Here is a 26,114-nt window from a genome sequence, read left to right as displayed (position 1 = left end):
GTATCGACAAATGTGAGATTACTTGGTAGAATAGCATGCACAGGTTCATTACTGTGGGAATGGGCAATATAAATAAAGAATGCTCGAACAGAAGGATGGAGGTTACTCAAGTTGACAAATGAGATGAAGAATGAAGGGCTGACGGTTAAGTCCTACACGAATAATCTGCTGACCGGTCTCGCTATTGGGATTGTCGCCGGCTTAGTTCCGTCCGCGTTGCTAAGTGAACTATGTAAAGCGCTCGCACCACACGCGCCGATCTTCGGTTTTATTTTACAAATAGTCACAATCATCATGTTTGCGGTTCCACTGCTGATTGGAACAGCGATCGCGTTTCGATTCAAATTCAATCCGATTCAGATGGTTTCCGTGGCATCAGCGACTTATATTGGTTCCGGTGCATTGAATTTTACGCCGAACGGTGTCCTTGTGACCGGTATGGGCGATTTGATCAATACGCTGCTGACCGCAAGCATTGCCGTTGGCGTTGTCCTGATTGTCGGTGACAAGTTAAAGGCTTTTGCGCCGCTTTTCTTGCCGATGATTGTTTGTGTGGTTTCCGGAGGTATCGGATTTTGGATTCTGCCCTATGTTCGTAAAATTACCATGGCAGTCGGTCAGCTGGTCGACAGTTATTTTGTACTTGCACCGATTCTGATGGGAATTCTCGTCGCTGTCAGTTTTTCAATAATTATCGTTTCGCCGATCTCAACCGTTGCGATTGCGACTGCCATCAGCATGAGCGGTATTGCATCCGGTGCAGGTAATCTCGGTGTTGTTGCCGCAGCAATCGGCATGTTCATAGGCGGCCTGCGCGTCAATCCAATCGGGCTCTCACTTTCGGCACTGCTTGGAACCCCGAAAATTATGATTGCAGCAATTGTTCGCAAACCAATTATTCTATTACCGGTCATTTTAAATGCAGCCGTTCTTGGTGTTTTGGCAGTTGTGTTCCAAATTAAAGGCACGCCGATCAGCGCCGGATTCGGATTCTCCGGACTCGTCGGACCAATCAATGCCATCCGTTTCATGCCGGGCGGAGCAACTGCGGTCAATCTTCTGGTTATTATTCTGGTCTTTATTATCATTCCATTCGCATGCGGCTGGTTCTTCGAATGGCTGTGCCGCACCAAGCTGCACTTGTACTCAAAAGAAGATTATAGAGAAAAGGCATAATAAAAATTTATTGAGAATAAAAACAAAGGCTCCCGTGTCCTCGGACATTGGAGCCTTTTATGTTGGCAATGGATAGATGAATAGGAAAATAGTCTTATTGGATGAGTGTTCATGCCAATGAGAAGTTTGATCAGTATTCTCGTCCGAACAGGTTGTTAGTGTACGGATGGTCGCCCCTCACATAGCCCTTAATGCTGAGAAAACGTTCAAAAGTGGACATATTCGCGCCTATTTATGAACAAATTGTGAAAATAGATTAATATGTCAGAAAATAGTGTGAATAAAGTATTGTGCTAAATGACATATACTTTATAATAAAAGTACAAACATAGAGACGCAATATTCTCTAGTGTTTTTCTCCATATTGAGAACCGCCGAATTTCTTCCACGCGAGCGGTTCATTCCAAATTCGTGCAAAGTCGTTTTTGTCTGTGAGCAGTATTAATCAATGTAAGGAAAACAAACAAAGAAAAGAGGCGCGTGAATGGAACTTTTGAATCATTACATCATCCGTCCGGAAACAATGGCATTGCTACCTTATTGTTTCTCCGATGGAAGTATGGGTACGTTGGTTATTGAGGAAGCCTGTGAACACTATGTGATGGAACTGCCGAAAGCTATTGTCGAGCGGTCATGCGGCTATTATGGGTCAACCTATAAAGGCCGAAAAAAAATAGCCGTAGATATGGGTTATAAAAGTATGCCGCCCATTTGTGTATGCGGGGAATTGGGCATTGTCTTCATTTCCTCAATGACCGAACGCTCGGATCGTTGTGCATGGCTTGCGTTTATCCATGTTCGTCAATGGAGCGAAGTGGATAAAAAGAGTAAGGTTGCTGTTTCTTTGACCAATGGACAGATCGTTGAATTGCCAATGAGCCCAGGACCATTCAGCGGGCGCGTCATGCGTGCGATGCAGTACAGACATCAGTTGCGAGAACGGATTTCGGCATACAACATGGTTGATGAGGCAGACAAGAAAAGAGCTCTGAAAAAAATCGGAATTAAGGAAAACGGTACTTACTATATAAATTCCAATCCGTCTGAGGATGAATTTATCCAAGACTAATCATAATAAATTACAATAGTTCACAAAATAGTTTACCCTAATGATCCTTAAAAATCATTGGGGTATTTTTTTAAAGACAAATAGGAAAGATAGGCAAGTTTTCTTTGCGATCGTTGACGATGTCCAATTGCAACATGAAAAGTTAATTGATAAGGCATACTAGGAAGAAATAATTTTCCGAACGTCATCACTTCGACACATTGACGGCGCTTCCATAAAATTCAAAACGATTGTTTTTCTGTTATACTATTTCTGTAATATAACAGAATGAAAAAAGGAGTTTTATTATATGACAAAACCTTTCCTCTTTCTTTCCGACTTTGACGGAACTTTATCCGATAAAGATTTTTTTCACGTGATCATTGACCGCCATTTTGCAGACCAACGCGAGAAACTCTACGATGATTGGGATAAGAAAGTCATGACTGATCTCGAGTATCTAAGCCGTTTATTTCGTTCTGTAGATCGTGACCAAGCCCAGATCGACGAGGATATTGATGCTGTTCCTTTTGATCCTGATGCGAAAAAGGTTATTGAAAAGGTCAAGAAGCTCGGCGGTGACTTTGTTGTCATTAGTGCTGGTACAGATTATTACATTAAGCGTATTTTTGAAAAACAGGGTATAACAGGAGTGAAAATATATTCCAATCCCGGTGTCTATGAGAACAGAGGCATTCAATTACGTCCCGACCCAAACGGAGCCTATTTTTCAGAACTCTACGGGATTGACAAGCAAAAATTGGCACGCGATCTAATGAAGGATTATGACACGGTCTTTTTTGCCGGAGACAGTCTTCCGGATTTGAAAGCAGCAATGCTGGCAGATACAATTTTTGCTAAAGGGAAGCTTCAACCGTTGCTTGATCAGGAAAATAAAGATTATGTAGCAATCAATAATTTTAAAGATATAGAGAAATTTCTCGATATTCATGAGGAGGCCATAATCAATGGGAGCCGATAATCATCAGATTGTTGTTCCTTCTTTGCTCGATGTTCGGAAAGGAAATATGGCGGAGATCGGACGACTGCTCAGCCGTCATCAATTTAAGAAGGTCGTTATTTTCTTTGGCATGGGCTTAACCGATATGCTTGGTGAGAAAGTATTCGGATCAATGAAAGCAGCCGGGATCGATGTTCTTGAAACAAAAGAAGTCAGCGATATTGATATAGACAGCGTTGTCGACCATGCATTCCAACTGCCGGCTCAAACTGAAGCGGTCATCGGTATTGGCGGAGGAAAAGCATTGGATGCGGCAAAATACACAGCACTGCTAAGAAAATGGCCGTTCATCAGTGTGCCGACGTCAACGTCCAATGATGGCTTCTCCAGTTCGAACACTTCTTTAACGATTCACGGACGTCGCATATCTGTACATGCGAAAATGCCTTATGGAATTTTGATCGATATTGATGTCGTTAAAAATGCGCCGGAATGCTTTATTTATTCAGGAGTAGGCGACCTTGTCTCGAAAATCACGGCAGCTGAGGATTGGATTTTTGAAGAAAAGAACGGACACACACGTGTGGATGACTGTGCGTTGATGCTCTCGAAGAAGGCAGTCAACAGTTTTGTTCGTACCGATTTCGGTACAATTTGCGACGACCTTTTTCTCAAAGAGCTTGTTGATTCATTGACCATGGCCGGAATTTCAATGGAAATTGCCGGAAGCAGTGCGCCGACCAGCGGCAGCGAGCATCTGATCTCTCATGCGCTAGACACCTATTCGAAGAAACCCCAGCTGCATGGCATTCAAGTCGGAGTTGCCACCTACTTGATGAGCAAGGTTCAAAATCATCGCTATGAACGCGTCACGAAGGTGCTTCAAGATACCGGTTTCTTCACATTCGCTAAAACAGTCGGCATGACGATGGCTGACTTTGATATGGCGATCGACCGGGCTCCTGAAATGAAACCGATGCGCTATACGTTCTTACATGTAGCTGAATATCGAGAGCGGGCACACCGTATTTTGCATGAAGATCCGATTTTAAAAGAAATACTAGCATAACTAAACTGAAGAGCATGAAGCTGACGAAGCGGAGACGATTGGCTGTCTCTGCTTTTCTTTATATAAAAGAGAAAAAGATAAGCGATATCCCCCGTATAAGATTGAAAAGAGATTTCGATCAAAAGGAGATTCAGCTGATGTCTAAGGACCTGGCTGCGCCAAGTTTTTCTTTACAGGTAAATAAAATGTATCGTTTTGCCTCGCTGGCACGACGATAAGGTCATAAGATGCTGAATCCCAATCCATACGTATCGGTTGGGTGATCAGGTTAAGCGCCTTATCTGATAAATAGACGGAGAAATTACCCTTATTTAGAAAATGAGCGAAAAAATCGCTTAAATAGACGGAAAAATTCCGCTTATCGAATCGAAAAACATGAAAATAGAGGGATTTGCTTTGCATAAGCGGAAAAATTACCCCTATTTACCGGCGAAATAAGCTTCATGGTGCATATAAGCGGAAAAATTCCGCTTATTTTATTTGTTGCTTATAAGGATCAGAATGCTTAGTGAAACAGAAGTGAGATAAAGGAGCTTTCGCTAACTACGATATGTTCTGTTTGCAACGCGAAAGCCATCACATCGTGTGAAAGTAAGAAGCAGACATTTTTTGCCAAGTTTTTCTTACATCAAATAGACACGATATTGGTGGTTGTGGTGTCGGCTTTACGCAAGTTATAATTAATTTGGAAAGAATTAAAGTTTTTTGATCCGACACGCAGCTTGGCAAGGAGCTAGATAAGGAAGGGGCAGGGAATATGAGTACAATTCTGTATAATGATTCGTTTCTTTCAAGAGAACAAGGCAAGGTAGATATGGAGGATCGCGGCTACCAATTTGGCGATGGCATTTATGAGGCGCTTCGTGTTTATAATGGAAAAATGTTCCTGCTTGACCTGCATATGAAACGATTGAATCGAAGTGCACGCGAGCTGAGACTTTCACTCCCTTATGATACGGACCATCTGGCCGAAAATCTGGACAAGTTGATTCGGGAAAATCAAATGGATTACGGCTATGTATATTTTCAAATTACAAGAGGCGCGATTGCGCGGAAACATCGTTTTCCGGAGCAGAAGATTGATTGCGTGCTGACCGGGAGCATTGAAGCGACATCAAAGGATGAGGATTTGCATGCAGACGGCATTAAAGTCAGTCTTCTCGATGATATTCGCTGGTTGCGCTGCGACATTAAAACGCTGAACCTGCTCGGCAACGTGCTCGCCAATCAAGAAGCATTTGAACAAGGATCTGATGATGCTATTCTTCATCGTGACGGTGTGGTTACGGAGGGTACAACGTGCAATGCATTCATGGTCAAAGATGGTGTACTGATTACACATCCTGCCGATCATTTCATCTTAAACGGAATTACGCGTATTTTTGTGCTGGAGCTTGCAGAACGGCTTGGCATCCCGGTTGAAGAACGCACGTTTACAACAGAAGAATTACGGAATGCGGATGAAGCATTTATTACCAGCACCGGTGTGCGTGTTACACCGGTCACCCAGATTGATGGCCAGCCCGTTGGCGATGGAAAGCCGGGATTAATGACTCTGCGTTTGCTTGACGCATTTAATCATGATGTGGAACAATTCATCGCGAATGCCTGATCATTGAAAAATATGCGAGGGCTGTTGCCTGAATTGATCGGCATGTTCAATAAAAAATTGTAAGCTTAGAATGTTGGAGTCAAAGCAGCTGTTCCCGAACGGAAGCGAATAGCTGTTTTTTCATGCAAGCACACCATAGTTGAAGCAGGGATGACCATCAATGGCAAAGCATTCGTTTTATTTACTCGCATTTATTATGTTCCTTTCGATGACGGGCTATGGTATTGTGTTCCCGGCATTGCCTTATTTGGCTGCCCACCTTGGCCTTAATTCGTTTCAAATGGGCTCGCTGATCACCGGATGGGCAGTGGCTCAGTTTGTGATTGTCCCTTTTTGGGGACGATTGATTGATCAATTCGGGCGCAAACCGGTCCTTGTCTTCGGCCTTTTCGGTTTTGGTGTTGCGTTTCTTTTGATGATTTTCGCCACGACCTATACCGAGCTGCTTTTCATCCGAATTATCGGTGCGATCGTTTCAACGGGTGCGATGCCCGCCGTCTATGCAATGATCAGCGATGTGTACGATAAACGTCAACGAGGACCGGTCATTGCCAAAATGGCAGGAGCCAATACGCTTGGATTTCTTTGTGGTCCGGTTGTCGGGAGCTTGCTGTCACCGTTTGGCATCAACATGCCCTTTCTCATAGCGGGAATGCTTAGTTTCATAACTATCCCGTTTGCAATCCTTTTTATTAAGGAACCGAAAAGAAAAACCATTCGGAAGGATAATCTGTCTTTTGCTAAGTCGCTTGGCATCCTGATTCAACCAGGATGCTGGGAACTGTTTCTAATGACCTTTGGTATGGCTGTCGCCGCTTCAGGATTCTTTTCAATGCTCGGCTATTTTATGATTGAACGGTTCAGCGCAAGCGCCAGCCAGACCGGTCTTTCATTCAGCACGGAATCCTTGGCCGCAGTGATCTTGCAGGTATTTATCATGGGTACGATTTATAACAGACTTGGCGAGATGCATGCGGCAAAAATCGGCGCAATGATTAATGCGTCCGGTTATGTATGCATTGCTCTATCTCGATCGGTATGGATGATCTTTCTTGGTTGCGCGCTGGTCGGAATCGGTAACGCACTGGTACAGCCCACGCTTGTATCTTTACTGTCTAAGCAGGATTCAATAGGACAGGGAATGGTGATGGGCTTGCAGCAATCCACGGACAGCCTGGGCAGGGCTATTGGTCCGCTGCTTGCCGGTTGGCTGTTCTTCTTTCATGACTCCGCTCCTTTTTGGGGATCGGTGCTTATTGTCCTTTGTATCATTATGGTGTTGATTACAAGGCAGGGTACTTTGACCGCTCATCCCAATAGAGGCAGTCAAAAGCAATTGAGTGCGAAGTAAATAATTCAAAAACAAAAAATCCATACATCGATGAATTCATTTCAGAAGGAGGTTTTTTCATGCAGTTCGATCCAATAGAGCCGATTATCTATATACGAAATGTGTTATCCAATGACGCATTGCAGGAGCTTTCGAAGCTTAGCCAAAAGATTGTTTACGATCCGTGGACGCCGGGAGCACCGGAACCTGAGCCGCTTAGTGCACTTGCTGAATGTGATGTGATGTTGACTGCCGGTTATCGTGATGATTTAAAAATTTTGCCAAAAGCGAAAAACTTGAAATGGGTTCAGTCCGCCAGTGTTGGTGTCGACATGATGCTGCGCAAGGAAGTGGTTGATCATGAACTGATGATTACCAATACACGTGGCTGTACATCTGTGCCGATTGCCGAACATGTGCTGGCAATGATCACCGCTCTAGCGAAAAAGGTGCCCCATTTTGTTCGCAAACAAATGGCCGGGACTTGGGATGAAGCAAACGTCGGAGATTTGGCGGGAACAACAGTAGGCATTATTGGTTATGGGGACATTGGTTATGAAATAGCCCGCCGATGCAAGGCATTTGATATGAAAGTGATCGGCTGCCGAAGAAATCCGCAAAAAAGGCATGGCGATCACGATCCTGCCGATCAAGTGGTCGGCATGGATCAAATGGATGCAGTGCTTGCTCAATCGGATTTCGTTGTCCTAGCACTTCCTGCAACAAGCGAAACCATACATAGCTTTGATAAAAAGCGGCTCAGTCTCATGAAAAATGGTAGTTATCTGGTAAACATCGGTCGTGGGAATCTGATTGTTGAGTCTGATCTTGCGTTTTGCTTAACGAACGGTCCAATCGCCGGTGCAGCGCTCGATGTATTTGAAATTGAGCCGCTGCCGCAGAAACACCAATTCTGGAACATGGATAATGTGATCATCACGCCGCACCGGGCTTACTATTCTTCCAATTACGAGCAAAGGTACATGGATCTTTTTGTTGAAAATCTGCACCGATACAGTGAAGGACGTCCTTTAATTAATGTAGTGAACAAAATGCTCGGCTACTAAACGATTAAGTTGTCGGATGTCAGCGGATCGCCGATTGTCATTCGAATTCAAATGAAGTATAATTCAAAGACTGCTCTTTGATCAGATTTTGAAAATCTGAATCACTTAAAAAGAAAATGAGGGTTGAACAATGGTTACGCAAAATCGGTATCGTTTTTCCGCAGACAAACACATAAATGCATTGGTGCCCATGTTTGTTTTGTCTCAAAACCGAATGGTGATTTGCCTAAAAGCGTAGCTGTGCTCGTTATATGACTTGATTGAAAGAGTCCGATGCTCAGCATTTCGTTGCTGCGCTCGGACTCTTTTTAGTTTGGCAAAAAGGTGGTAATTTTAATGAAGTGGCGTGACTGGGATATAAATTTAAAAGTTCGATTCATCGGAGAAGGACTATTCAATATTCTTTTCTGGATGTATTTTCCGTTTATGGCGATTTATTTTTCTGAGCATTTCGGCCAAGAAATGGCCGGACTGCTGCTGATTCTTTCACAAGTTATAGGTGTTGTTCTTGGACTTTTCGGCGGCTATTGTGCCGATCACTTTGGTCGGAAACGGATGATGGTTTTTTCCGCAATCGGCCAGACGGTGTGCTTCGCATTTTTCGCTTATGCAAATTCACCTTGGTTTGTATCGCCATGGGTAACGTTTATCAGCTTTTCATTACTTGGTTTGTTTGGCCAGCTGTATGGGCCGGCGAGCAGCGCGATGATTGCCGATATCGTTCCTGCGCAGCACCGGGCAGGCGTGTTCGCATTATTTTACACGTCGATTAATGTCACGGTTGTCGTTGGTCCGCTTTTAGGTGCCGTTTTCTTTTTCAGTGATCGTTTTCTGCTTTTACTTATTTGTACCGCTGTGAGCGCCGGCTTGATTTGGGCACTGCAGCACTGGATTCATGAGACAGCGCCGCAAGCCGAACAGATTCAAGAGAAGGTAAAACCAAACTGGATGAACCATTTGATTGATCAGTTTGGCGATTATCGGGTGATTTTCACAGATCACATTTTTCTACTTTACATATTGGCAGGTGTGCTGGTCGCTCAGACATTCTTGCAGCTTGATATGCTGATCGCAGTGTACACCACCGATAAGGTGCCGCTCCAAACGTTGTTATCGTTTGGAAATTGGCAAGTAGCGATCAGCGGAAGAAACCTGTACAGTGTTATGGTATCAATGAACGGTCTTTGCGTGGCGCTTCTGACCGTTATCGTGACCAAATGGATGACGAAATTTCGTGAGGGCAATGTGTTTATGGGGTCTTCTCTTTGCTATGGAATTGCCATGATTCTGATGGGGTCGACGCAAAACATCTGGCTGCTGCTCTTCTGCATTGTACTCTTTTCTTGGGCAGAACTGATGACGGTTGGTGTGCAGGACAGCTTCATTGCCAAGCTGGCTCCAAAACATTTGCGTGCTCAGTATTTTGCAGCATCAGGTTTGCGCTATTCACTCGGACGAACACTCGCTCCGATTGCCATACCGATGACTGTTTGGTTCGGTTACCCATGGACTTTTGTCATTCTCGGGACGATTGCTTTTCTCGGTATGATCATGTACGGTTTAATGTTCTCACTGTATGATCGAAGCAAGCTGAGCGTGTCGGGTCATTCAAGCAATCTGTAATAAAAAGGATGCGAAGCCGATTTCCGGCTCGCATCCTTTTTGCTGTTTCATTATCGCTTATTTCGATAAAGATACATCGTGATTGGTGAAAAGATGAGAATCAATACTGCCGAGGCAATGAGTACCCAGATGATTTCAGTAAATGCAACGCGACCGCCCATTAACCCACGGACAGCGGTGGTCAGCATCGAAACTGGATTGGCGTTGACTGTTGCGCGCAGCCAGCCGGGCATTGTCGCCGGATCAACGAAAATATTGCTGGCAAACGTGACCGGAAATAACAGCGTCATGCTGATGCCCATCACTGCTTTCGACGTTTGCAGAATGAGCCCGATTACGGTAAAGATCCAGGAGAGACTGAACGCAAAGATCAGCACAAGAATGATCCCTGCGATAATTTCAAGAATAGTTCCTGCCGGTCGGAATCCAAGAATCAAACCTAAGACGATCACAATTATTGAAGCGATCGTGTAACGCACCGTATCAGCGATGAGCGCACCGACTAAGGGCGATGGGCTCCAGATGGGCAACGATCGAAAACGGTCGAATGTTCCCTTAGAGATATCATCATTCAGAGAAACGCCGGTATATACTGTGGTGAAAACGACCGTCTGTACCAGAATACCGGGAATTAAAAACTGCAAGTATTGACTTGTTGATCCGGCGAGCGCGCCACCGAATAAATAGGTAAACATTAACGTGAACATCACCGGGAAAAAAGTGACATCGAGCAGCTGCTCCGGTACATATTTTATTTTCAAAAGTGCGCGCCATGCGAAGGTGAGCGATGTCGCGATTCCGTTTGGACGCGGCGGACGTTCTTGTTCAACAAGTGCGGCACGCATTTTAGCCATGCTCTGCTCTTCGCTCATGACTTCGCACCCTCTTTCTGCTCTTCATTTTCTGCCGGTTTACCAGTCAGCGTTAGGAATACTTCATCAAGGCTCGGCTGGCCAAGTGAAAATTCACTGACCTCAATTTGATTCGCATCGAGCGCGGCAAGTGCTTTTGATGCAGCCTTTGTCCCTGCAAGTTGCGCGGCAAGTGCAGCAGGATCTGAGGAAAGACGGACGGGAGTGCCGAGTGCATCTGAGAGTAGCTGCTGCGCCTGAGCACGTGTCGAAGGGTCGAGAAGCCGTACATGAAGCACACCAGATCCGACCGATGCTTTGAGTTCACCGCTTGTCCCCTCTGCGATAATTTTTCCATGGTCAATAACGGCGATTCGGTCGGCGAGTTGATCGGCTTCATCCAGATATTGCGTGGTCAACAGCACGGTTGTACCGGTGGTGACGAGTGCGCGCACAATATCCCAAATTTGGTTGCGGCTGCGCGGATCAAGCCCGGTTGTCGGTTCGTCCAAGAAAAGCAAATCCGGACGTATGATCATGCTGGCCGCAATGTCCAGGCGCCGCCTCATGCCGCCCGAATATTTTTTAACCTGTCGTTTTGCGGCATCTTGTAAACCGAATGCATCTAGAAGTTCGGACGCCCTTTTTTTCGCAATTCGTGAAGAGTAGCCCATCAGTCGTGCAATGAGAATTAAATTTTCAATTCCGTTCAGGTCTTCATCAACCGAAGCAAATTGACCGGTGAGGCTGACGCGTGTACGCACGGCATCCGGTTCCTTTAACAGATCATGGCCCATGACCTGAGCGCTGCCTTCATCAGGCTTCAACAAGGTGGCCAGCATTTTCATGGTTGTTGTTTTTCCGGCACCGTTTGGACCGAGAAACCCGTACACGATGCCTTGCGGGATGGCTAAATCGATGCCGTCGACAGCACGGTGTTTTCCAAAACGTTTGACTAATCCGATTGCTTTAATGGCAAGCGGCTGATTGTGAGTGTCCAAGTCGTTGTTCATCTTTTTCCTCCGATTGTTGGCGATTAACTCGTGAAAAGTGCTACTCATTAGTATCGCCAAGTTCATAAAAAACGTAATATGTGTCAATTGTATGAAATTTTGCGGATAAAAGCGAATCTGAACCCTTGTAAAAAAACGCTCATCTATATTTTGTAATGGAAAATTATTGGTAAATGCAAAATGGGCTGGCGATCTCTGATCCATGCATGCATACTTAAATGAGTAACGGTATCGTTATATTGTCAACCGAATGACATTTATAAAAATATAAGCATTTATTTATTGAAACGAATGGAGTGTACCTATGGTTTTCAAACAGGCGAAAGAAAAAAAGAGATGGCGGCTCGGCTATCATATTATGGCACCATCCGGATGGATAAACGATCCCAATGGGCTTGTACAATATCAGGGCATGTATCATGTATTTTTTCAGCATTACCCAAATGGTGTTGAATGGGGGCCGATGCATTGGGGCCATGTCGCAAGTCGTGATCTTGTTCATTGGAAGCATTACCCGATTGCGCTCACTCCCGGCGATTCCTTTGATCGTGACGGCTGTTTCTCTGGGAGCGCTATTGAAAAAGATGGTAAGCTGTGCTTAATTTACACGGGACATCGCAATGCAGACGATGCAAAAAAGAGTTCCGATCAGGTTCAATGCCTTGCCGTGAGCAAAGATGGTATCAATTTTGAAAAGTCTCCGGAAAACCCGATCATCGCAACACATCCTAAAGAAGGATCCGGTGATTTTCGCGACCCAAAGGTGTGGCGAAGAGGTGATCATTTCTATTTAATTGCCGGAACATGCAAGGACCGTGTTGGAAAAGTGGTCTTGTATCGCTCGAGCGATCTGAAAAATTGGACCTATCTTGGTGTCCTGGCGCAGAGTGGCAAAAATTTGGGCTATATGTGGGAATGTCCAGATTTCTTTGAACTTGACGGCAAGCATATCCTCATGATTTCGCCGCAAGGCATTGAATCTGAAAATGATTTGTACCAAAACCTGTATCAAACCGGCTATTTCGTTGGAAATTTTGATTATGAGCATTTGCAATTCAACTACGGACATTTCAAAGAATTGGACAACGGCCATGACTTTTACGCGGCTCAGTCCTTTCAAGATCATTCCGGACGGCGAATTGTGATCGGTTGGATGGACATGTGGGAATCGCCTATGCCCGAACAAGCGGAAGGCTGGGCCGGTGCGCTGACCTTGCCGCGCGAGCTGCGTCTTGGCGCAGATGGGAACATTCGCATGACTCCAGTCGCTGAGCTCCTCCACCTGAGAAAAAATGAACGAATGAACGCGGAAAATCTACAGGTTTCCGGAAGTCACACATTAAATCAGCTGGACGATGACTTGCTTGAACTTGAACTACTCGTTGATCTTCACGAGTCCGATGCAGATTGTTTTGGCATTAAATTACGCTGCGGAAAAACAGAGGAGACGGTGCTTGAGTATGATGCCGCAAATTGTGTCCTGACACTTGACCGATCAAAAAGCGGTACCGGATCAGGCGGCACGCGGCGTACCAAACTCCCTAAGCGTGATTCTCTCAAACTCAGAATCTATTTGGATCGTTCTTCAGTAGAAGTGTTTGTGAATGACGGAGAGAAAGTCATGACCAGCAGAATCTATCCAACAGAACAAAATCAAGGCGTGCAGTTATTTGCCAGTGGTGGGCGATTAACCGTGCAAAACATGCATTCATGGTCACTCAAAGATATTTGGAATGAAGAATAAAGATTAATAGACACTGCAAATGTGCGTTGTGTCCATCAAAATCAGCTGTGTTTGGTCATGTTAGATCATGACAAGCCGGCTGTTTTCTATTATTCTGATCATAATTGTATTTTTTTGCTTTAATTGAGGGGGCTTGATTATGGACATGCACGAGACATTCGGTGCTTTTACAAAAGATGGGATGAATGTTCCGTCTACAGGCAGCGGGCAGCTCAATGAGCTGATGTTCGCGGCAAAGGATATATTTGCTGTTAAAGGACATGTGAACAGTGCGGGCAATCCGCTTTGGGCAACAACGCATCAAGCTGCCAAGGCGCATGCACCTGTCATCCGAAAACTATTGGAGCAAGGTGCTCTGCTGCGTGGCATGACGGTAACGGATGAACTGATGTACAGTCTCAAGGGAGACAATATCCATTATCCGCCGACAATGAATCCGCGTGTACCCGATGCCTTCTCAGGCGGATCATCAAGCGGATCGGCAGTTGCCGTATCATCCGGAGCTGTCGATTTTGCGCTTGGTACCGATACAGGCGGTTCGGTGCGTATACCATCCGCATATTGCGGCTTGTTTGGCATTCGTCCGTCGCATAATCTGGTATCCTTGGAAGGTGTTGTTCCGCTTGCACCAAGTTTTGACACGGTAGGCTGGATGGCTCGGGATGCAGATGTTCTCGAACGGGTGGGCCAATGTTTGCTTCCTGAATCAGACTCCACAGCTTCCTTTCAACGCTTCTACCTTTTAAGCGAAGCTTGGGATCAAGTTGATTCCGAGTCCGCCCAAGAAGTGTTGCATGCGTTTATCAATGAACACTTTTCGTCTGGGCAATTAGAAACCGCTTCTCTTCCAGAAGCAACGCCTGCTGAGCTTGCGGAAACCTTTCGGATCTTACAAGGCTATGAAGCTTGGCAGTCGCATGGAGAGTGGATTGAACGGTATCATCCGCACTTTGCGAAAGATGTTGGCGGACGCTTTATAGCGGCTTCAAAAATGAAAAAGGACGCAGCTTATCACCATGCCTCACAATTAAAACAGCAGTTTACAGAAAAAATCCGCGCATTTCTCGGCGCAAATGGTATTCTGATCATTCCAACCACATACGGACCGGCCCCGAAACGCGATGCCAGCTTTGAAGAGAGCGAAAAAATACGTGCCCGAACGATGAAACTAACCTGTATCGCCGGCGTATCGGGTTTGCCGCAAGTGACCGTTCCGCTCAATGACCATGGCCATCCGATCGGTTTGTCTTTTGTTTCTGGGTATGGAACTGACCGAAAGCTGCTCCAATATATCAAAAATTATTTCTAACTATAAAATTAATCAAAAGCCCTATGAGTATGCAGTGAACAAACAGACTGCTGGCTCAGGGGCTTTTTTACAAGATAAGTATAAGATGTTGCCCCGTATTTAAACGAATAAACCAGTGTCTTGGCCGAGAATCAAAGCGGAGGTGCGAGACGCCTGCGGGATCAGGTGCCAGCGAGACCCCGCAGATTTCTGCTTGTCTGAGGAGGCTCGCGGTGCGCCCGCGGTCGCGCTCAGTTGATGCGAGCAACCGAAGCGATGATTCAGCACCGTAAAGACACAAACCAATCACACATGACAAAGGAACTTTCGCTAATCACGCATACGTCCTGTATGCAACGCGAAAGCCACCGCATCCTGCGGAAGTAAGGACCGGGCGTTTTTTGTCCGGTTTTTCTTATGTCACCAACTGTTATCTTATTTAACGGTATATGTATGTTTAAGTTACACAATATTATATTCACATTTTGTATGTTATGAATAATGACATGCATGTACTGTTAGAATTATTATTAATTTATGATTTATTAGATAATTGATCATGGCGAACAATTGAACATGAAAAAATTAAAGCGAAGGAGGTAGAAAAGTGCCATTTGTTAATGTGAGGAATCTTTTTAAATCCTATGGTAACTCTGGAAAATATGTTCTAAATGATGTGAGCTTTGAGATCAATGAAAATGAATTTGTTTGTGTACTCGGTCACAGCGGTTGTGGTAAATCGACTCTGCTAAACTTGCTGGCGGGATTTATTAAACCGGATAAAGGTGAGATAAGTGTCGATGGGCAGTTCGTGTCAAAACCTTCAGAACAAAGAGGTGTTGTGTTTCAAGATCACGGTCTGTTTCCGTGGTATAACATCTTAGATAATGTCGCATTTGGTCCTAAAGCATTAAAAAATAAGGATGCCTATCGTATCTCAAAACGTCTGATTAAAATGGTAGGTCTTGAAGGCTATGAAAAGGTGTATCCTTCCAGCCTTTCGGGAGGTATGGCTCAAAGAGTCGGCATTGCGAGAGCGTTAGCTACAAATCCGCAGCTTCTTCTAATGGATGAGCCGCTTGGCGCGTTGGATGCAATGACTCGAGAAAAGATGCGGATTGAAATACTGCGCATTGTTACTTTTAAAATTAAATTGCACATCTATGAAACATTAACCTGCACATCAGATTATTATGATTATAGATGGTTAATTTCTCATTTCTGAGAATGATTTCCTTTTATATCTTGCTAATGTACTCTCACTTATTCCAGTGATTTCAGCTACTTCACCGAATGAAGAAAATGTAAGAAGAGATAGTGCGTATTCGATCTGTTGATCATTAAATTTTCTTGGTCTTCCTTCGCGAAACCCTTCATGTTTCCTTGCTTGTTCTTTACCTTCCTGCGTTCGTGTAATTACGAACTCTCTCTCTGCACGAGTAAATGCACAGAAAATCTTAAAAATATGCTCTCCATCTGGCGTGCTATCCATAATTCCCATATTTAGTATATTAACTGTTACTTGCATATGAAACAGGTTACTGACTATTGTCATTGCCTCTGAGTAACTGCGTGCAAAAGAGTCAAGTTTTGGGACGACTAACGAATCGCCACTTTTTAAACGTGAAAGAAGAATTTTGAAATTTGGTAAATCCTGCTTTAACTCAGACGTTCTATCCAAAAAAATTTCAGTACATCCAGCAGAATGTAACATTTGATACTGCTTCTCCAAACTTTGAGATTGCAGAAAAATGCGGACATAACCATAGATCATCGTATCACTCTCCGAATTCATTTTATTCCCAGTGTCAGGCTGTCCCGTGCAGCGTTGACAACATCCAATGAAATAGATTGAAGGTTATTTATCTCAAGAATCCTCTCAATTTGTGCAAAGAGACGGTGGATCAATCTAAAGTTACCGTTTGTAATTCTTATGATATTTGAAATGGCTTCATAGTCGGAAAAGTCCTCTAATCTCACAGACAATCCCAATTCATGCCACTTATACTCTAGGATGTGGTGTGCTTCATCCTTGCTTAAACGGTCAAATTCATGTGCAAATCCTATCCGTGAATATAATTGAGGATAACGCGATAGACGTTTTTCAATTCCAGGCATTCCGACAAAAATGATCGCCAGTTCATGTTGATCATAAATGTCTCGAAGTTGCTCTAGGCCTTGCATTTTTAATCGATCAACTTCATCAACAATAATTAAGGAAATATTCTCAAAATGATTGTGTGAATATTTTTCTTCTGCTCCAAATGTTTTCACTCGATACATTGTTTTTACCATATTTAACTTTGCTGCAATTCTTTCAATATCACCAGTCATTCGTGTTGCACGAACAGCTGGTGCTGTATAGAAAACGATCTGATGATCAAGGATTTTTTTGTCTACGGTCTCAACTACTTGTGGAGCAGTTTTATAGTTTAAGTGCTGATCTATATAGTCCCAATTCGAATAATACCTTGAAGAAAGTGTCTTCCCAACTCCGGGCAAGCCATAGCAAATCCCAATGTACTGATATTTAATACATGCATCGCAAAATTCAGCAAAACGTTTATATTCCTTGGTTTCGATAAAACTTATTTTTTTATTCATTGAGGTACCTCTTCAATTTTGTTTTTTTCGGCTTTTTATCATTCACATTCGGTAGACTGTCTTGTTGTTTAAGAACAATTTCCTCTACAACCGTTTTAGCACTATCGATTTGCTTTTTTAGATCACATCTCCTTTTATTTCGAGCAGAGATAATATCTTGTATATCTACGGTGTAATCGGATATTTCTGGAGAGATGGCTGTGCAAAGGAATTCATTATGATAAAAAACACGTATTTCGGCCAAATCTCTTGGATCATAACGAATTAATACCATTTCACCAACATAAGCAGCCAAATTAGTATTTAAGTATTTTAATCCTTGAAAGTGTATCCCATCCTGCTGAACCTTCCTCGCCTTTGCAACATTCAATAAAAGTAGATCAAGACTTTCTAGGCTTTCCGGTAAATTGGGTAAAAATCCTGATTCATTCCATGAGATAATTGGCATTTTTTTCGTCGTACCGTGAATGCGATGATGATAATTATGAATAATGAAATATCGAACAGCATCCTCAAGTTCTTTGAAGGTTAGTAGAGAAACGTTATCGTCCTGACCAATATATCCAGGAAGATCCTGAAGAAGAAGTTGATTAACTGTAGAAAAAAAGCGTTCTATTTTGCCACGGCCACGGGGAACACCAATTGATGAAAAGATTAAATTTATCTTTAAATCAATGGCAACCTGTTCAAGGTGATTCGACGTAAAATCAGAGCCATGGTCTGTATAAAAATTCTCTGGGATACCGCAAATAGGCCAATCTTTATTTTTCTTTTGCCATATCGCTTGATGAAATGCTAAAGAGGTCTGCATTGCTGAAGGATCGTGAAAAGATAAAAAGTAACCAGCAATTGCTCGACTGTAGTCATCCATGATTATAGTCAACCAAGGCCTTTGCGGATTTCCCTTTTCGTTTAAAACAAAAATATCTAAAAGAGTGTGATCTGCTTGCCATATTTCATTAGGAAATATAGCCTGTCTTGTATGGATTAAATCATATTCGTTCTTATATTGCTTGGTTCCTTCAAACGCAAGTTTTTTCATTCCAGGCGTTAGCGATTTAGACACAGCCATTACCTGATAATAGCTCGGCTGCTCTAAATGATTTTGTTTGCAATACGTACATACCTTTCTGTAGATGGATGCTACAGAGTTCCTTTTATGTTGAAGAATCAGCCTTTCTATTTGCTTTTTGACTTGTGAATCCACCCTTATGATTTCTGCGTCATTTCGTTTTTTTCGTACAAGACCTTTTAAACCAAGTTTCTCATAACTGCTGACCCAATAATGCAATGTTCTTCTCGAAATGCCAAATTCCTTTGATATTGCCTGTAGTTTCTTTTCATTCGTAAGATACGGAGAAATAATAGTAAACTTTTCCACAGCAGCTTGTCTTTGTTCATCTGAGAAGAATGTAAGTGGAGGAGGCTCTTGCATAGAAAGGCTCCCTTCATATTTTGGTAGGTACTTAGGATATAACCAGTTCTTGATTCAAGTAACGGTATAAAGTTGCTCGACTAATACCCGTCATTTCCACAATTTCTTTAACACTGTATTGTTCTGAACGATACAAATTGACTGCTCTGTTAATATCACGTGAGTTAACTTTTGGACGACCACCTTTACGGCCACGGGCTCTGGCACTTTTTAATCCCTCTTTAGTTCTTTCGACAATCAAATCCCTCTCAAATTGACTGAACGCTTGAAATACAGTCATCATGAGACGTCCCTGTGGTGTCGATGTATCGAAACTTTCTTTGATACTATTTAATTTGACATGTTTTTCTTCAAAATAGCTCACAAGTTCAATTAGATCTTTTGTGCTTCGCCCTAATCGTGAGAAGCTTTCCACAACGACAACATCCCCTGGACGCAATTTATCTTTTAGTCGATTAAGTTGTGGCCGATCAGCTTTTGTTCCTGTCATTTTTTCTGTCAGTATCTCATTACAATTATATTTTTTTAGTAAGTCAAGTTGTCGTGCTAAATCCTGTTGACGTGTACTTACTCGAGCATAACCATAAACATAAGATTCCATAATAAAAAACCACCTTCTGACTTTAATAATAGCACAAAGGGTGGTTATAGAGATATAGTTTATGAGCAATGTTTTAATACATGAAATTTAACAAAATACGCGTAACTTATGCCAAAATAAAAAGTGTCTCAAAAACAATCGTTTTTTAAACAATCAATAAGAAAATTGTTGTTGTTTATAGTACGCTCACTACAAATCTTATGAATTAATCATTCATTATCTTCTTTATTCTCTCGGAAATCATTTCAACTTTTGGCAACAACGTTGGCGCATGAAAAGATTCATCGATACATTCATACCAATAGTGTAAATGTATTTTGTCTATTTCCTTATTTGAGTCTTCGACATCTATGCCGCCCTCTCCTTGTATAGAGAACCAATACAAGTATTCATTTTCGGCATCTCTTTCGCGAAAGATGGCTTCAACATACATTTTCTCATTTTTTAGTGTTAGAAGAACCTCTGGCATCCTTTTATTCAAGAAATCCAGCCATTCATCCACTTGGTTCGTCTTCCCCTTTTTGACACGAAACTTACTTAGCTCTGTTTTCATGAAAAAATCTCCCTCTGTAATTTTTCTTTTGATTTTTATCAAGACTTATAAATAAAGGTATGGCAAACACCAGCATAACAATGGCTGAAAACGCCCATGACACACTGAGTGAGTACTTATCTGCAATATAACCAATGATGATGTAGGCTGCAATGGTTACCAGTGCCTCTAATGTATTAAATATTGATAAGACCGTTGCTCTATTATTAGATTTAATTTCGTCGTTTAGATATGATATTCTTGTTACTTCTTCTGAGGACATGAAAACAACATGAATCAAAAAAAAGATAATAGACAAATAATATATTTGAGTGAATATAACAGCAAAAACCATTAATGCGTTAACACTTGTAGTTAGAATAAGATATCGATTTCTACTCTTAAACAAACTACTGAATTTTGGTGCTATATAGTGACCAATCATTGCAGATAAGCTAATAAGGACAAATAAATAACCAACAATAATATTGTGGTGACCATTTTGAAAATAAAGCTGCCATTGAGATGCAGGACCTGTCATGACAAACTGAAGAGGTAAAAGCGATAGACACAGCCTTAGGAAATATTTATTTTTTTTAATATAAATGAATCCATTTTTTATTTCTTTTACTGTATTCTTATAACTGTCAATAATCTTATCATTCTGTGCTATATTCCTATGCCCGTCTTGTTCCATTAAAAAGGAAACTAGTATACCAGTAAACATTAGGATAAAAGGAGAAAGCAAGAATGGAAGACTCAGGTTGTATTCACCTAATATTTGCGCTCCTATAAATCCTCCTACAAGGCCCACTGTATTCGAAATAATATTATCTATGGAAAAAAACTTGTCTGATTTAAATTGCGGTTTTAATTGATGAATCCTATCGAGCGCCCATGATTCAAGCGTACCGGATTTAAAGGATTCTCCAATTGCTGTAAGGACAGCACTCGAAAAAAGATAAAATGTATTGGAAGACCAAAATAAAAAAAACAAACCAATACTCCTAACAATTATGCTGATTATCAAGGAGTTTTTTCTTCCGAAATAATCTGATAGTGCGCCCGCTGGTATTTCAGTTAACAAACCAACAATCCAAAAAAGTACATAGTAAAAATTAATTTCTAAGTAACTAAAGCCCTGTTTTTCCAAATACACATAAAACAGGGCACTGAATAACGCTAAACTTAGCTGATAAACAGCATTTATTAAATAATATTTTATTTTAATGTTCTTAATAGATTGACCCATCTCTGTCCTCCCAAACACTAAGAATTTCTAAGATTGCATAAGAAATGGTTGATACACTAAGATTTGACATATCCAAGTTCGGACAAAATTCAACAAAATCAATACCAACTATTTGTTTGGGTAAACAATTTATAATATTTTTATATTTTTCATAATCTAATCCATTTGGAATGGGGTAAGCGACACCAGGGAAAATACTCGGGTCAAAAACGTCGCAGTCCACTGTAATAAATGTAGGGATATCCTCTCGAATTATACTTTTAAGATTATTAAGTTGATTTAAAGATAAGTAGGTGACCTTACCTTCCTTAATATTATTATTTTGAGGACCTCTTATCCCTACTTGAATGATATTTTCAATTTTCTCCTCTTTTAATAGTTCCCTCATAAAACTCCCATGTTCAACAGTTTCCCACCTTGTATACCCCAAGTCTGAATGAGCATCTAATTGAACGATTTGTAAAGACTCATATGCATTTATAAGACCTTTTACTATTGTATAAGTTATACTGTGGTCTCCTCCAATAAAAATTGGTTTTATGTTTGTGCAAGTATAAATGAACCTGCTTAGTTTTTCTATGCGGTCTATATTAAGTAATTGATTATTAGTTAGGCTAAGATTTCCGTAATCTCTTATAATTTGTCCTTTCAATTTTTGGCTATGCTCAATGGGATCATAATAACCAAGTGTAAGCCCATTAGGTGCGCTGTTCAGAAATCCAATTTGTTTTGAAAAATCTCTAATCGCATCTGGAGCAGCACGAGAACCTGAAAAAAAAGCTGAACCATTATCGTACCCAACTCCAAAAAAGCCAATAATAGTTTTACCACTTTCATTATCATCAACAATGAGATTACCTTGATTTGAACAAAATAATGTACCGGATCTTGGATCCATCAAATACTTGGCAGACATCGCTTCTTTCGAGTAATTTTTAGGGATTTCTTCTATAAATCCTTCTTCAATTAAATTGCGTACAATTAATTCCAGATTATCCGCTTCGACAACATTTAAAATATCACTTAATGATACTGGTGTTTTAAAAAGGTTTACAAGATAAACAACATCAGGTGATACTTTAACTGAAAACCCAGTTAATTTATTAATAAGTTTATTTTTATATATTATTAGGTGCGGTGATTGTACTAATTTCATTTTTCCTCCATATTGTTATGAAAAAAACGGTTTAGTTTCAAGGTCATCGATACTTGTTTTAAAATCTGACATCTTTAGTTGTTTAGGCAGTTCAAACATACGTGGAGATATACGTCTTAAGGTATCGTCAGTTGATTGAAATCCAGGTACAATTACTCTAACAGTTTTTATTGGGTTATCAGTTCTTGATAAATTTACTGCATAAACTGAATAATTTAAGGCATGCAATTTATTAATAATAAACTGTATATTTGACTTTAAGTTATCACTTGAATGATTTGGTAAGCTTTCAAACGATACATCATTAATTTTTGAATTTTCTAAAAATATGTTGATCCACGTTGTATCACCGTGTCCCCAAGCAAAATATGGTTTATAATTTTTAATGGTCTCCGAAGAAGGATTTTTATTTAACATAACTTGAGAAACTCTTAATTGAATTGCTTCTGTTATAGATCTTAAAATAGCTGTTGATGGATTAAGAGAAGCGCCGGCACCGTGAGTAAAAATTGGAAAATTATTGTTTCTGTCTTCAGTAACACAGTGAATTACGCAGATATGAGTATCATTTTTTAGATATTTAAGATGGACTTTGATGCTATTGCTTTTTAAATAGTCGATCAGTTCTTTTATTTTATAGTTTTTTATTGTTTTTTGATCAACATCTTTTCCAATCAAGCCTTGACGGTAATAAATTGCGTATGAATCTCTTTCGATTATTTCACACAGACCTTGATAAATTGCCTCCTCAGTTGAGGATCCCGATGCTAGACCAGTGGTATCTTGAGGGATAAACTGTTTTTCTCTTACTTTGGGTTGATAAATGAAAAATACAGCATTTGCTGGTATATAAACATCCTTTTCATCTAACAGCTTTACTCCCTTTACCCAATCAATTTTTTTATCAGAACTATAAGGAAAACTGTATTCTGGATCTAGAATTAACTTAATAGGATTAAGCACTGGCTTGTTTTCTAATAGTAATTCATTATAAGAAGCCTCTATCATGGGTTCTGTCCCGTGAACTCTAGCATTGTATCTCTCAAGAGCTTCACCAATGGCGCTCATTTTTGCTTGATCTGCATCTGGACCTTTGCCGCCATGAACAATAAACGATTTTTCTAAGGGGTTACTAGCCATTAGACACCCAAATACAGGGAGATACAATTTTTTATCGTAATTACTTTGATCATTTAGATCATATACGGGTCCAAAAGGACTAATATAATTCTGTACTTGTTGAAAAGCATCTTTTGGTTTTTTTATACGACTTCCACTAATATCATATTTAATATCTCTATCAATAATGTTTATATTATTAGTTTTTATAGTGTGTGGATTGCAATAACAACTTTCCTTCTTAATTATGGAATATCTTTTAATGCTTAACTGTTTTAGGCTGATAAGAATAATCTTTCCAATTAATTCTTCATTATTAATAATTTCATTAATCAAAAACTGGAAATATAACTTTTCTAGTGCCACATTCGAAGAGTAAGGAATATTACTAATTTTATTAAATTTGTAAATATAAGGATGTGTTTCAATCCAGCGTTCTATAACACAATTCAGACAGTAATGAGAATTGTTAATATAAGTAAATAGTAAATAACCATCTAGTGAAACAATTGCATAATAGTTGTCCATACTGTAGAGTTGTTTAGCGTACTTCTTAATTTGATTTACAGAAAGATTCGACAAGAGGACTATTTTTTTCTTAATTTTGCTATTCATAAATTCATTAAAATTATTGGTATACTTAACTTTTATAGGTAAAGAAATATCTTTTGAAAAGCTTTCAAAGTTGCTATTTATGTATATTATTATTTCATCATTATTCACTATTTGTTTTAAATTGTTAAAATGAAGTTCAATAAAATCACGCATTTCAGATACATTATCTGGGTCAAATTGGTCTACATTATCATTGTTCGCTATAACGTTACCGATCTTTACTGCTGTATTTGCATCATCCGACTTTATCAAATGTACTTTATTAGGCTCTCTAATGAAAAATGATTTTAAATCATTTTCGTAAAATCTTAGATTATAACGTTCACTCTTTCTATCTTTCATTTTAATATCCCCCTCGTAAAATATTGTAGCCACACCAAATCAATCCGGTGTAGCTACAATAGGTGTTATCGTTCAATTGAATAACTGCGTTTAGCCTGAGCATTTACTTCCTTTGTTTCAATGCCAAATTCCAGATTTAAACGTTTCTTTTTATTCTTTTGTGACTTCTCCATGGATATCACCTCCTATAAATATCATTTAAGTTGCTTACTCCACTATGTTAACAAGTTAATAATGGAAAGGGTGTCATAAATTGTCGATATTAAAAATAATAATAAACTTTATTTGGCGTAACCGACTTTGTCACGGGACAAGAACGGCCAAAATAAATTCAAGATAAACAAATAGGGTATTTATTTATCGCTCCATTCTTTTTCTTGCTTTTTTCAGTGCTTAAATATCAATAAAGCACATTTGTCAATGATTGATCAACATCCTACCAAGAATAAAAAGTGCAGAATATTATTTTTCATATGTGCAATTTATTATTAAAATTCACAGCGCATTTGGAAAGAGACGAAAAAAACAGTCATTTTTATTACCCACAGCATTGCCGAGGCCGTTTACTTGGCGGATCGAGTCATTGTATTAAAAGAAGGCAGAGTTTGTATGGATGAAAAAATTGAAATGGAGCGTCCTCGTTCCATTCATGCATCTCAGTTCATTGACTATACAAAAAAATTCGAAAAAGTACTGTTTGAACAAAATGAACTTGTCATGGATTGATGTGCTGGTTCTCATGTGAATCATAAGAAATGCCAAGCAATAAGGTTAGGGGTGACATAATGATTGATGAAATAACGAAAAGCCCAATTCAATCTGTCGTCAATAGACCATTGACATCTGCCAAACGTGTAAATCGAAAAAATTATTCAAAATATGTTCAGGCTCTTTCATTAGTCGTATTTTTTTTACTTTGGCAATTATTCAGCTCTATGAATGCGCATTTTATTTGGTTCAATCCACAATTTTTCCCATCACCGATGATTGTTCTACATACAACCTGGGGCTATTTGCTTGATGGAATGCTGATCAACGCAATCGGAGCCAGTGTGACTAGGGTGTTGCTCGGATTTGCATTTGGCTCACTCGTTGGCGTTCTTCTTGGTATTATGATGAGTCAATCAAGACTCTCTAACGATTTGATTAGTCCTGTTCTTAATATGCTTGGTCCCATTCCTGTGTTCGCTTTTCTCCCAATCTTTATGATTTGGTTCGGAATCAGTGAATTCTCGAAGATCATGCTCATTGCCTATGCGACTTTTTTACCTGTATTAACCTATACGATGGATGGCATCAAAAACGTCAATCCGACATGGATCCGAAGCGCAATGACTTTGGGAGCGACACGTTATCAAATCTTTACCCGTGTTATTTTACGAGCGGCACTTCCCAATGTTTTTGTTGGTATGCGCATCAGTCTTGCTCTCGCTTTTGGTGCCTTAATTGTTGCTGAAATGATGGGATCGAGTGAGGGACTCGGTTTTATCATTGTGAATGCAAGAAACTGGTTTAAATTGGATGACATGTTTATGTCATGCATGCTGATTGGTTTGCTCTATACACTTTTTAATTATATTTTGTTATTTTTGGAATCTATTCTCTTCCGTTGGAAAAAGGACGGAATCCAGAGCGCGGTTGAACGTTAAAAAGAAAACACGAAAAGGGGAAATCAC

22 protein-coding genes are annotated in these 26,114 nt (G+C 40.6%); 12 read left to right on the top strand and 10 right to left on the bottom strand.

Features of this window, described 5'->3' with window-relative positions; genetic code table 11:
* The first annotated feature begins 111 nt into the window (after positions 1 to 111).
* The 8 genes from NOM01_RS06975 (at position 112) to NOM01_RS06940 (ending at position 9,886) form a co-directional block, all read left to right on the top strand.
* Positions 112 to 1,176 (top strand): PTS sugar transporter subunit IIC, encoded by a 1,065-nt coding sequence (locus NOM01_RS06975; RefSeq protein WP_255747593.1) that lies wholly within the window; start codon positions 112 to 114, stop codon positions 1,174 to 1,176.
* Between the two features lie 484 nt (positions 1,177 to 1,660).
* Positions 1,661 to 2,245, top strand: coding sequence for a competence protein ComK (locus tag NOM01_RS06970; protein ID WP_255747592.1), 585 nt, complete (start codon positions 1,661 to 1,663; stop codon positions 2,243 to 2,245).
* 289 nt (positions 2,246 to 2,534) lie between these two features.
* On the top strand, positions 2,535 to 3,206 hold the full coding sequence (locus tag NOM01_RS06965) for an MtnX-like HAD-IB family phosphatase (protein ID WP_255747591.1): 672 nt from the start codon (positions 2,535 to 2,537) through the stop codon (positions 3,204 to 3,206).
* Positions 3,193 to 4,254 carry an iron-containing alcohol dehydrogenase family protein gene (locus tag NOM01_RS06960; RefSeq protein WP_255747590.1) on the top strand — a complete coding sequence of 354 codons (1,062 nt, stop codon included), beginning with the start codon at positions 3,193 to 3,195 and terminating at the stop codon, positions 4,252 to 4,254. Before NOM01_RS06965 ends, NOM01_RS06960 begins: the two co-directional genes overlap by 14 nt.
* A 757-nt stretch (positions 4,255 to 5,011) precedes the next feature.
* Entirely contained in the window at positions 5,012 to 5,866 is an 855-nt protein-coding gene (gene dat / locus NOM01_RS06955) for a D-amino-acid transaminase (protein WP_255747589.1), read from the top strand.
* 160 nt (positions 5,867 to 6,026) lie between these two features.
* On the top strand, positions 6,027 to 7,217 hold the full coding sequence (locus NOM01_RS06950; protein WP_255747588.1) for an MFS transporter: 1,191 nt from the start codon (positions 6,027 to 6,029) through the stop codon (positions 7,215 to 7,217).
* A gap of 59 nt (positions 7,218 to 7,276) precedes the next feature.
* Positions 7,277 to 8,263, top strand: a complete 987-nt coding sequence (locus NOM01_RS06945) for a D-2-hydroxyacid dehydrogenase (protein ID WP_255747586.1) — start codon at positions 7,277 to 7,279, stop codon at positions 8,261 to 8,263.
* A 336-nt stretch (positions 8,264 to 8,599) separates the two neighbouring features.
* Positions 8,600 to 9,886, top strand: coding sequence for an MDR family MFS transporter (locus NOM01_RS06940; RefSeq protein ID WP_255747584.1), 1,287 nt, complete (start codon positions 8,600 to 8,602; stop codon positions 9,884 to 9,886).
* A gap of 50 nt (positions 9,887 to 9,936) precedes the next feature.
* Here the strand turns inward: NOM01_RS06940 and NOM01_RS06935 are convergent, their stop codons facing one another.
* Positions 9,937 to 10,758 carry an ABC transporter permease gene (locus NOM01_RS06935; RefSeq protein ID WP_255747583.1) on the bottom strand — a complete coding sequence of 274 codons (822 nt, stop codon included), beginning with the start codon at positions 10,756 to 10,758 and terminating at the stop codon, positions 9,937 to 9,939.
* On the bottom strand, positions 10,755 to 11,750 hold the full coding sequence (locus tag NOM01_RS06930; protein ID WP_255747582.1) for an ATP-binding cassette domain-containing protein: 996 nt from the start codon (positions 11,748 to 11,750) through the stop codon (positions 10,755 to 10,757). The genes NOM01_RS06935 and NOM01_RS06930 overlap by 4 nt, the downstream gene beginning before the upstream one ends.
* Positions 11,751 to 12,054: 304 nt before the next feature.
* Between NOM01_RS06930 and NOM01_RS06925 the strand changes: the two genes are divergently transcribed.
* The 3 genes from NOM01_RS06925 (at position 12,055) to NOM01_RS06915 (ending at position 16,007) form a co-directional block, all read left to right on the top strand.
* A complete protein-coding gene (locus NOM01_RS06925) occupies positions 12,055 to 13,494 on the top strand; it encodes a glycoside hydrolase family 32 protein (protein ID WP_255747581.1) in 1,440 nt (479 codons plus the stop codon).
* Between the two features lie 139 nt (positions 13,495 to 13,633).
* Positions 13,634 to 14,803 carry an amidase gene (locus tag NOM01_RS06920; RefSeq protein WP_255747580.1) on the top strand — a complete coding sequence of 390 codons (1,170 nt, stop codon included), beginning with the start codon at positions 13,634 to 13,636 and terminating at the stop codon, positions 14,801 to 14,803.
* Between the two features lie 586 nt (positions 14,804 to 15,389).
* Positions 15,390 to 16,007 (top strand): ABC transporter ATP-binding protein, encoded by a 618-nt coding sequence (locus NOM01_RS06915; protein ID WP_255747579.1) that lies wholly within the window; start codon positions 15,390 to 15,392, stop codon positions 16,005 to 16,007.
* On the opposite strand, the gene NOM01_RS06910 is transcribed toward NOM01_RS06915, so the two are convergent.
* The 8 genes from NOM01_RS06910 to NOM01_RS06875 form a co-directional block, all read right to left on the bottom strand.
* Complete coding sequence (locus NOM01_RS06910) at positions 15,990 to 16,556, bottom strand: recombinase family protein (protein WP_255747578.1); 567 nt, start codon at positions 16,554 to 16,556, stop codon at positions 15,990 to 15,992. The genes NOM01_RS06915 and NOM01_RS06910 overlap by 18 nt on opposite strands.
* 17 nt (positions 16,557 to 16,573) lie before the next feature.
* On the bottom strand, positions 16,574 to 17,386 hold the full coding sequence (locus NOM01_RS06905) for an AAA family ATPase (protein WP_255747577.1): 813 nt from the start codon (positions 17,384 to 17,386) through the stop codon (positions 16,574 to 16,576).
* Positions 17,379 to 18,821 carry a Mu transposase C-terminal domain-containing protein gene (locus NOM01_RS06900; RefSeq protein ID WP_255747575.1) on the bottom strand — a complete coding sequence of 481 codons (1,443 nt, stop codon included), beginning with the start codon at positions 18,819 to 18,821 and terminating at the stop codon, positions 17,379 to 17,381. The genes NOM01_RS06905 and NOM01_RS06900 overlap by 8 nt, the downstream gene beginning before the upstream one ends.
* Before the next feature lie 31 nt (positions 18,822 to 18,852).
* Positions 18,853 to 19,422: a recombinase family protein gene (locus NOM01_RS06895; RefSeq protein WP_255747573.1), complete on the bottom strand. Its 570-nt coding sequence runs from the start codon at positions 19,420 to 19,422 to the stop codon at positions 18,853 to 18,855.
* Between the two features lie 205 nt (positions 19,423 to 19,627).
* Positions 19,628 to 19,975, bottom strand: a complete 348-nt coding sequence (locus tag NOM01_RS06890) for a DUF6176 family protein (RefSeq protein ID WP_255747571.1) — start codon at positions 19,973 to 19,975, stop codon at positions 19,628 to 19,630.
* Positions 19,956 to 21,206 carry an MFS transporter gene (locus NOM01_RS06885; protein WP_255747569.1) on the bottom strand — a complete coding sequence of 417 codons (1,251 nt, stop codon included), beginning with the start codon at positions 21,204 to 21,206 and terminating at the stop codon, positions 19,956 to 19,958. Before NOM01_RS06885 ends, NOM01_RS06890 begins: the two co-directional genes overlap by 20 nt.
* On the bottom strand, positions 21,190 to 22,362 hold the full coding sequence (locus tag NOM01_RS06880; RefSeq protein WP_255747568.1) for an arginase family protein: 1,173 nt from the start codon (positions 22,360 to 22,362) through the stop codon (positions 21,190 to 21,192). Before NOM01_RS06880 ends, NOM01_RS06885 begins: the two co-directional genes overlap by 17 nt.
* 15 nt (positions 22,363 to 22,377) lie before the next feature.
* Positions 22,378 to 24,438 carry a YcaO-like family protein gene (locus NOM01_RS06875; protein WP_255747567.1) on the bottom strand — a complete coding sequence of 687 codons (2,061 nt, stop codon included), beginning with the start codon at positions 24,436 to 24,438 and terminating at the stop codon, positions 22,378 to 22,380.
* A gap of 785 nt (positions 24,439 to 25,223) precedes the next feature.
* Between NOM01_RS06875 and NOM01_RS06870 the strand changes: the two genes are divergently transcribed.
* On the top strand, positions 25,224 to 26,087 hold the full coding sequence (locus NOM01_RS06870) for an ABC transporter permease (protein ID WP_255747565.1): 864 nt from the start codon (positions 25,224 to 25,226) through the stop codon (positions 26,085 to 26,087).
* The last annotated feature ends 27 nt before the right edge of the window (positions 26,088 to 26,114 follow it).

It is taken from the genome of Sporolactobacillus sp. STSJ-5 (assembly GCF_024385605.1).
In the GTDB taxonomy this organism is placed as follows: domain Bacteria; phylum Bacillota; class Bacilli; order Bacillales; family Sporolactobacillaceae; genus Sporolactobacillus.
Note: the sequence above shows the minus strand (reverse complement) of the source record. Positions and strands in the feature narration are given on the sequence as shown.

Bases quoted from the DNA above. Each gene is read 5' to 3' on its own strand.
- NOM01_RS06970 (WP_255747592.1), top strand. From the start codon at position 1,661: ATGGAACTTTTGAATCATTACATCATCCGTCCGGAAACAATGGCATTG.
- NOM01_RS06965 (WP_255747591.1), top strand. From the start codon at position 2,535: ATGACAAAACCTTTCCTCTTTCTTTCCGACTTTGACGGAACTTTATCC.
- NOM01_RS06960 (WP_255747590.1), top strand. From the start codon at position 3,193: ATGGGAGCCGATAATCATCAGATTGTTGTTCCTTCTTTGCTCGATGTT.
- dat (WP_255747589.1), top strand. From the start codon at position 5,012: ATGAGTACAATTCTGTATAATGATTCGTTTCTTTCAAGAGAACAAGGC.
- NOM01_RS06950 (WP_255747588.1), top strand. From the start codon at position 6,027: ATGGCAAAGCATTCGTTTTATTTACTCGCATTTATTATGTTCCTTTCG.
- NOM01_RS06945 (WP_255747586.1), top strand. From the start codon at position 7,277: ATGCAGTTCGATCCAATAGAGCCGATTATCTATATACGAAATGTGTTA.
- NOM01_RS06940 (WP_255747584.1), top strand. From the start codon at position 8,600: ATGAAGTGGCGTGACTGGGATATAAATTTAAAAGTTCGATTCATCGGA.
- NOM01_RS06935 (WP_255747583.1), bottom strand. From the start codon at position 10,758: ATGAGCGAAGAGCAGAGCATGGCTAAAATGCGTGCCGCACTTGTTGAA.
- NOM01_RS06930 (WP_255747582.1), bottom strand. From the start codon at position 11,750: ATGAACAACGACTTGGACACTCACAATCAGCCGCTTGCCATTAAAGCA.
- NOM01_RS06925 (WP_255747581.1), top strand. From the start codon at position 12,055: ATGGTTTTCAAACAGGCGAAAGAAAAAAAGAGATGGCGGCTCGGCTAT.
- NOM01_RS06920 (WP_255747580.1), top strand. From the start codon at position 13,634: ATGGACATGCACGAGACATTCGGTGCTTTTACAAAAGATGGGATGAAT.
- NOM01_RS06910 (WP_255747578.1), bottom strand. From the start codon at position 16,556: ATGATCTATGGTTATGTCCGCATTTTTCTGCAATCTCAAAGTTTGGAG.
- NOM01_RS06905 (WP_255747577.1), bottom strand. From the start codon at position 17,386: ATGAATAAAAAAATAAGTTTTATCGAAACCAAGGAATATAAACGTTTT.
- NOM01_RS06900 (WP_255747575.1), bottom strand. From the start codon at position 18,821: ATGCAAGAGCCTCCTCCACTTACATTCTTCTCAGATGAACAAAGACAA.
- NOM01_RS06895 (WP_255747573.1), bottom strand. From the start codon at position 19,422: ATGGAATCTTATGTTTATGGTTATGCTCGAGTAAGTACACGTCAACAG.
- NOM01_RS06890 (WP_255747571.1), bottom strand. From the start codon at position 19,975: ATGAAAACAGAGCTAAGTAAGTTTCGTGTCAAAAAGGGGAAGACGAAC.
- NOM01_RS06885 (WP_255747569.1), bottom strand. From the start codon at position 21,206: ATGGGTCAATCTATTAAGAACATTAAAATAAAATATTATTTAATAAAT.
- NOM01_RS06880 (WP_255747568.1), bottom strand. From the start codon at position 22,362: ATGAAATTAGTACAATCACCGCACCTAATAATATATAAAAATAAACTT.
- NOM01_RS06875 (WP_255747567.1), bottom strand. From the start codon at position 24,438: ATGAAAGATAGAAAGAGTGAACGTTATAATCTAAGATTTTACGAAAAT.
- NOM01_RS06870 (WP_255747565.1), top strand. From the start codon at position 25,224: ATGATTGATGAAATAACGAAAAGCCCAATTCAATCTGTCGTCAATAGA.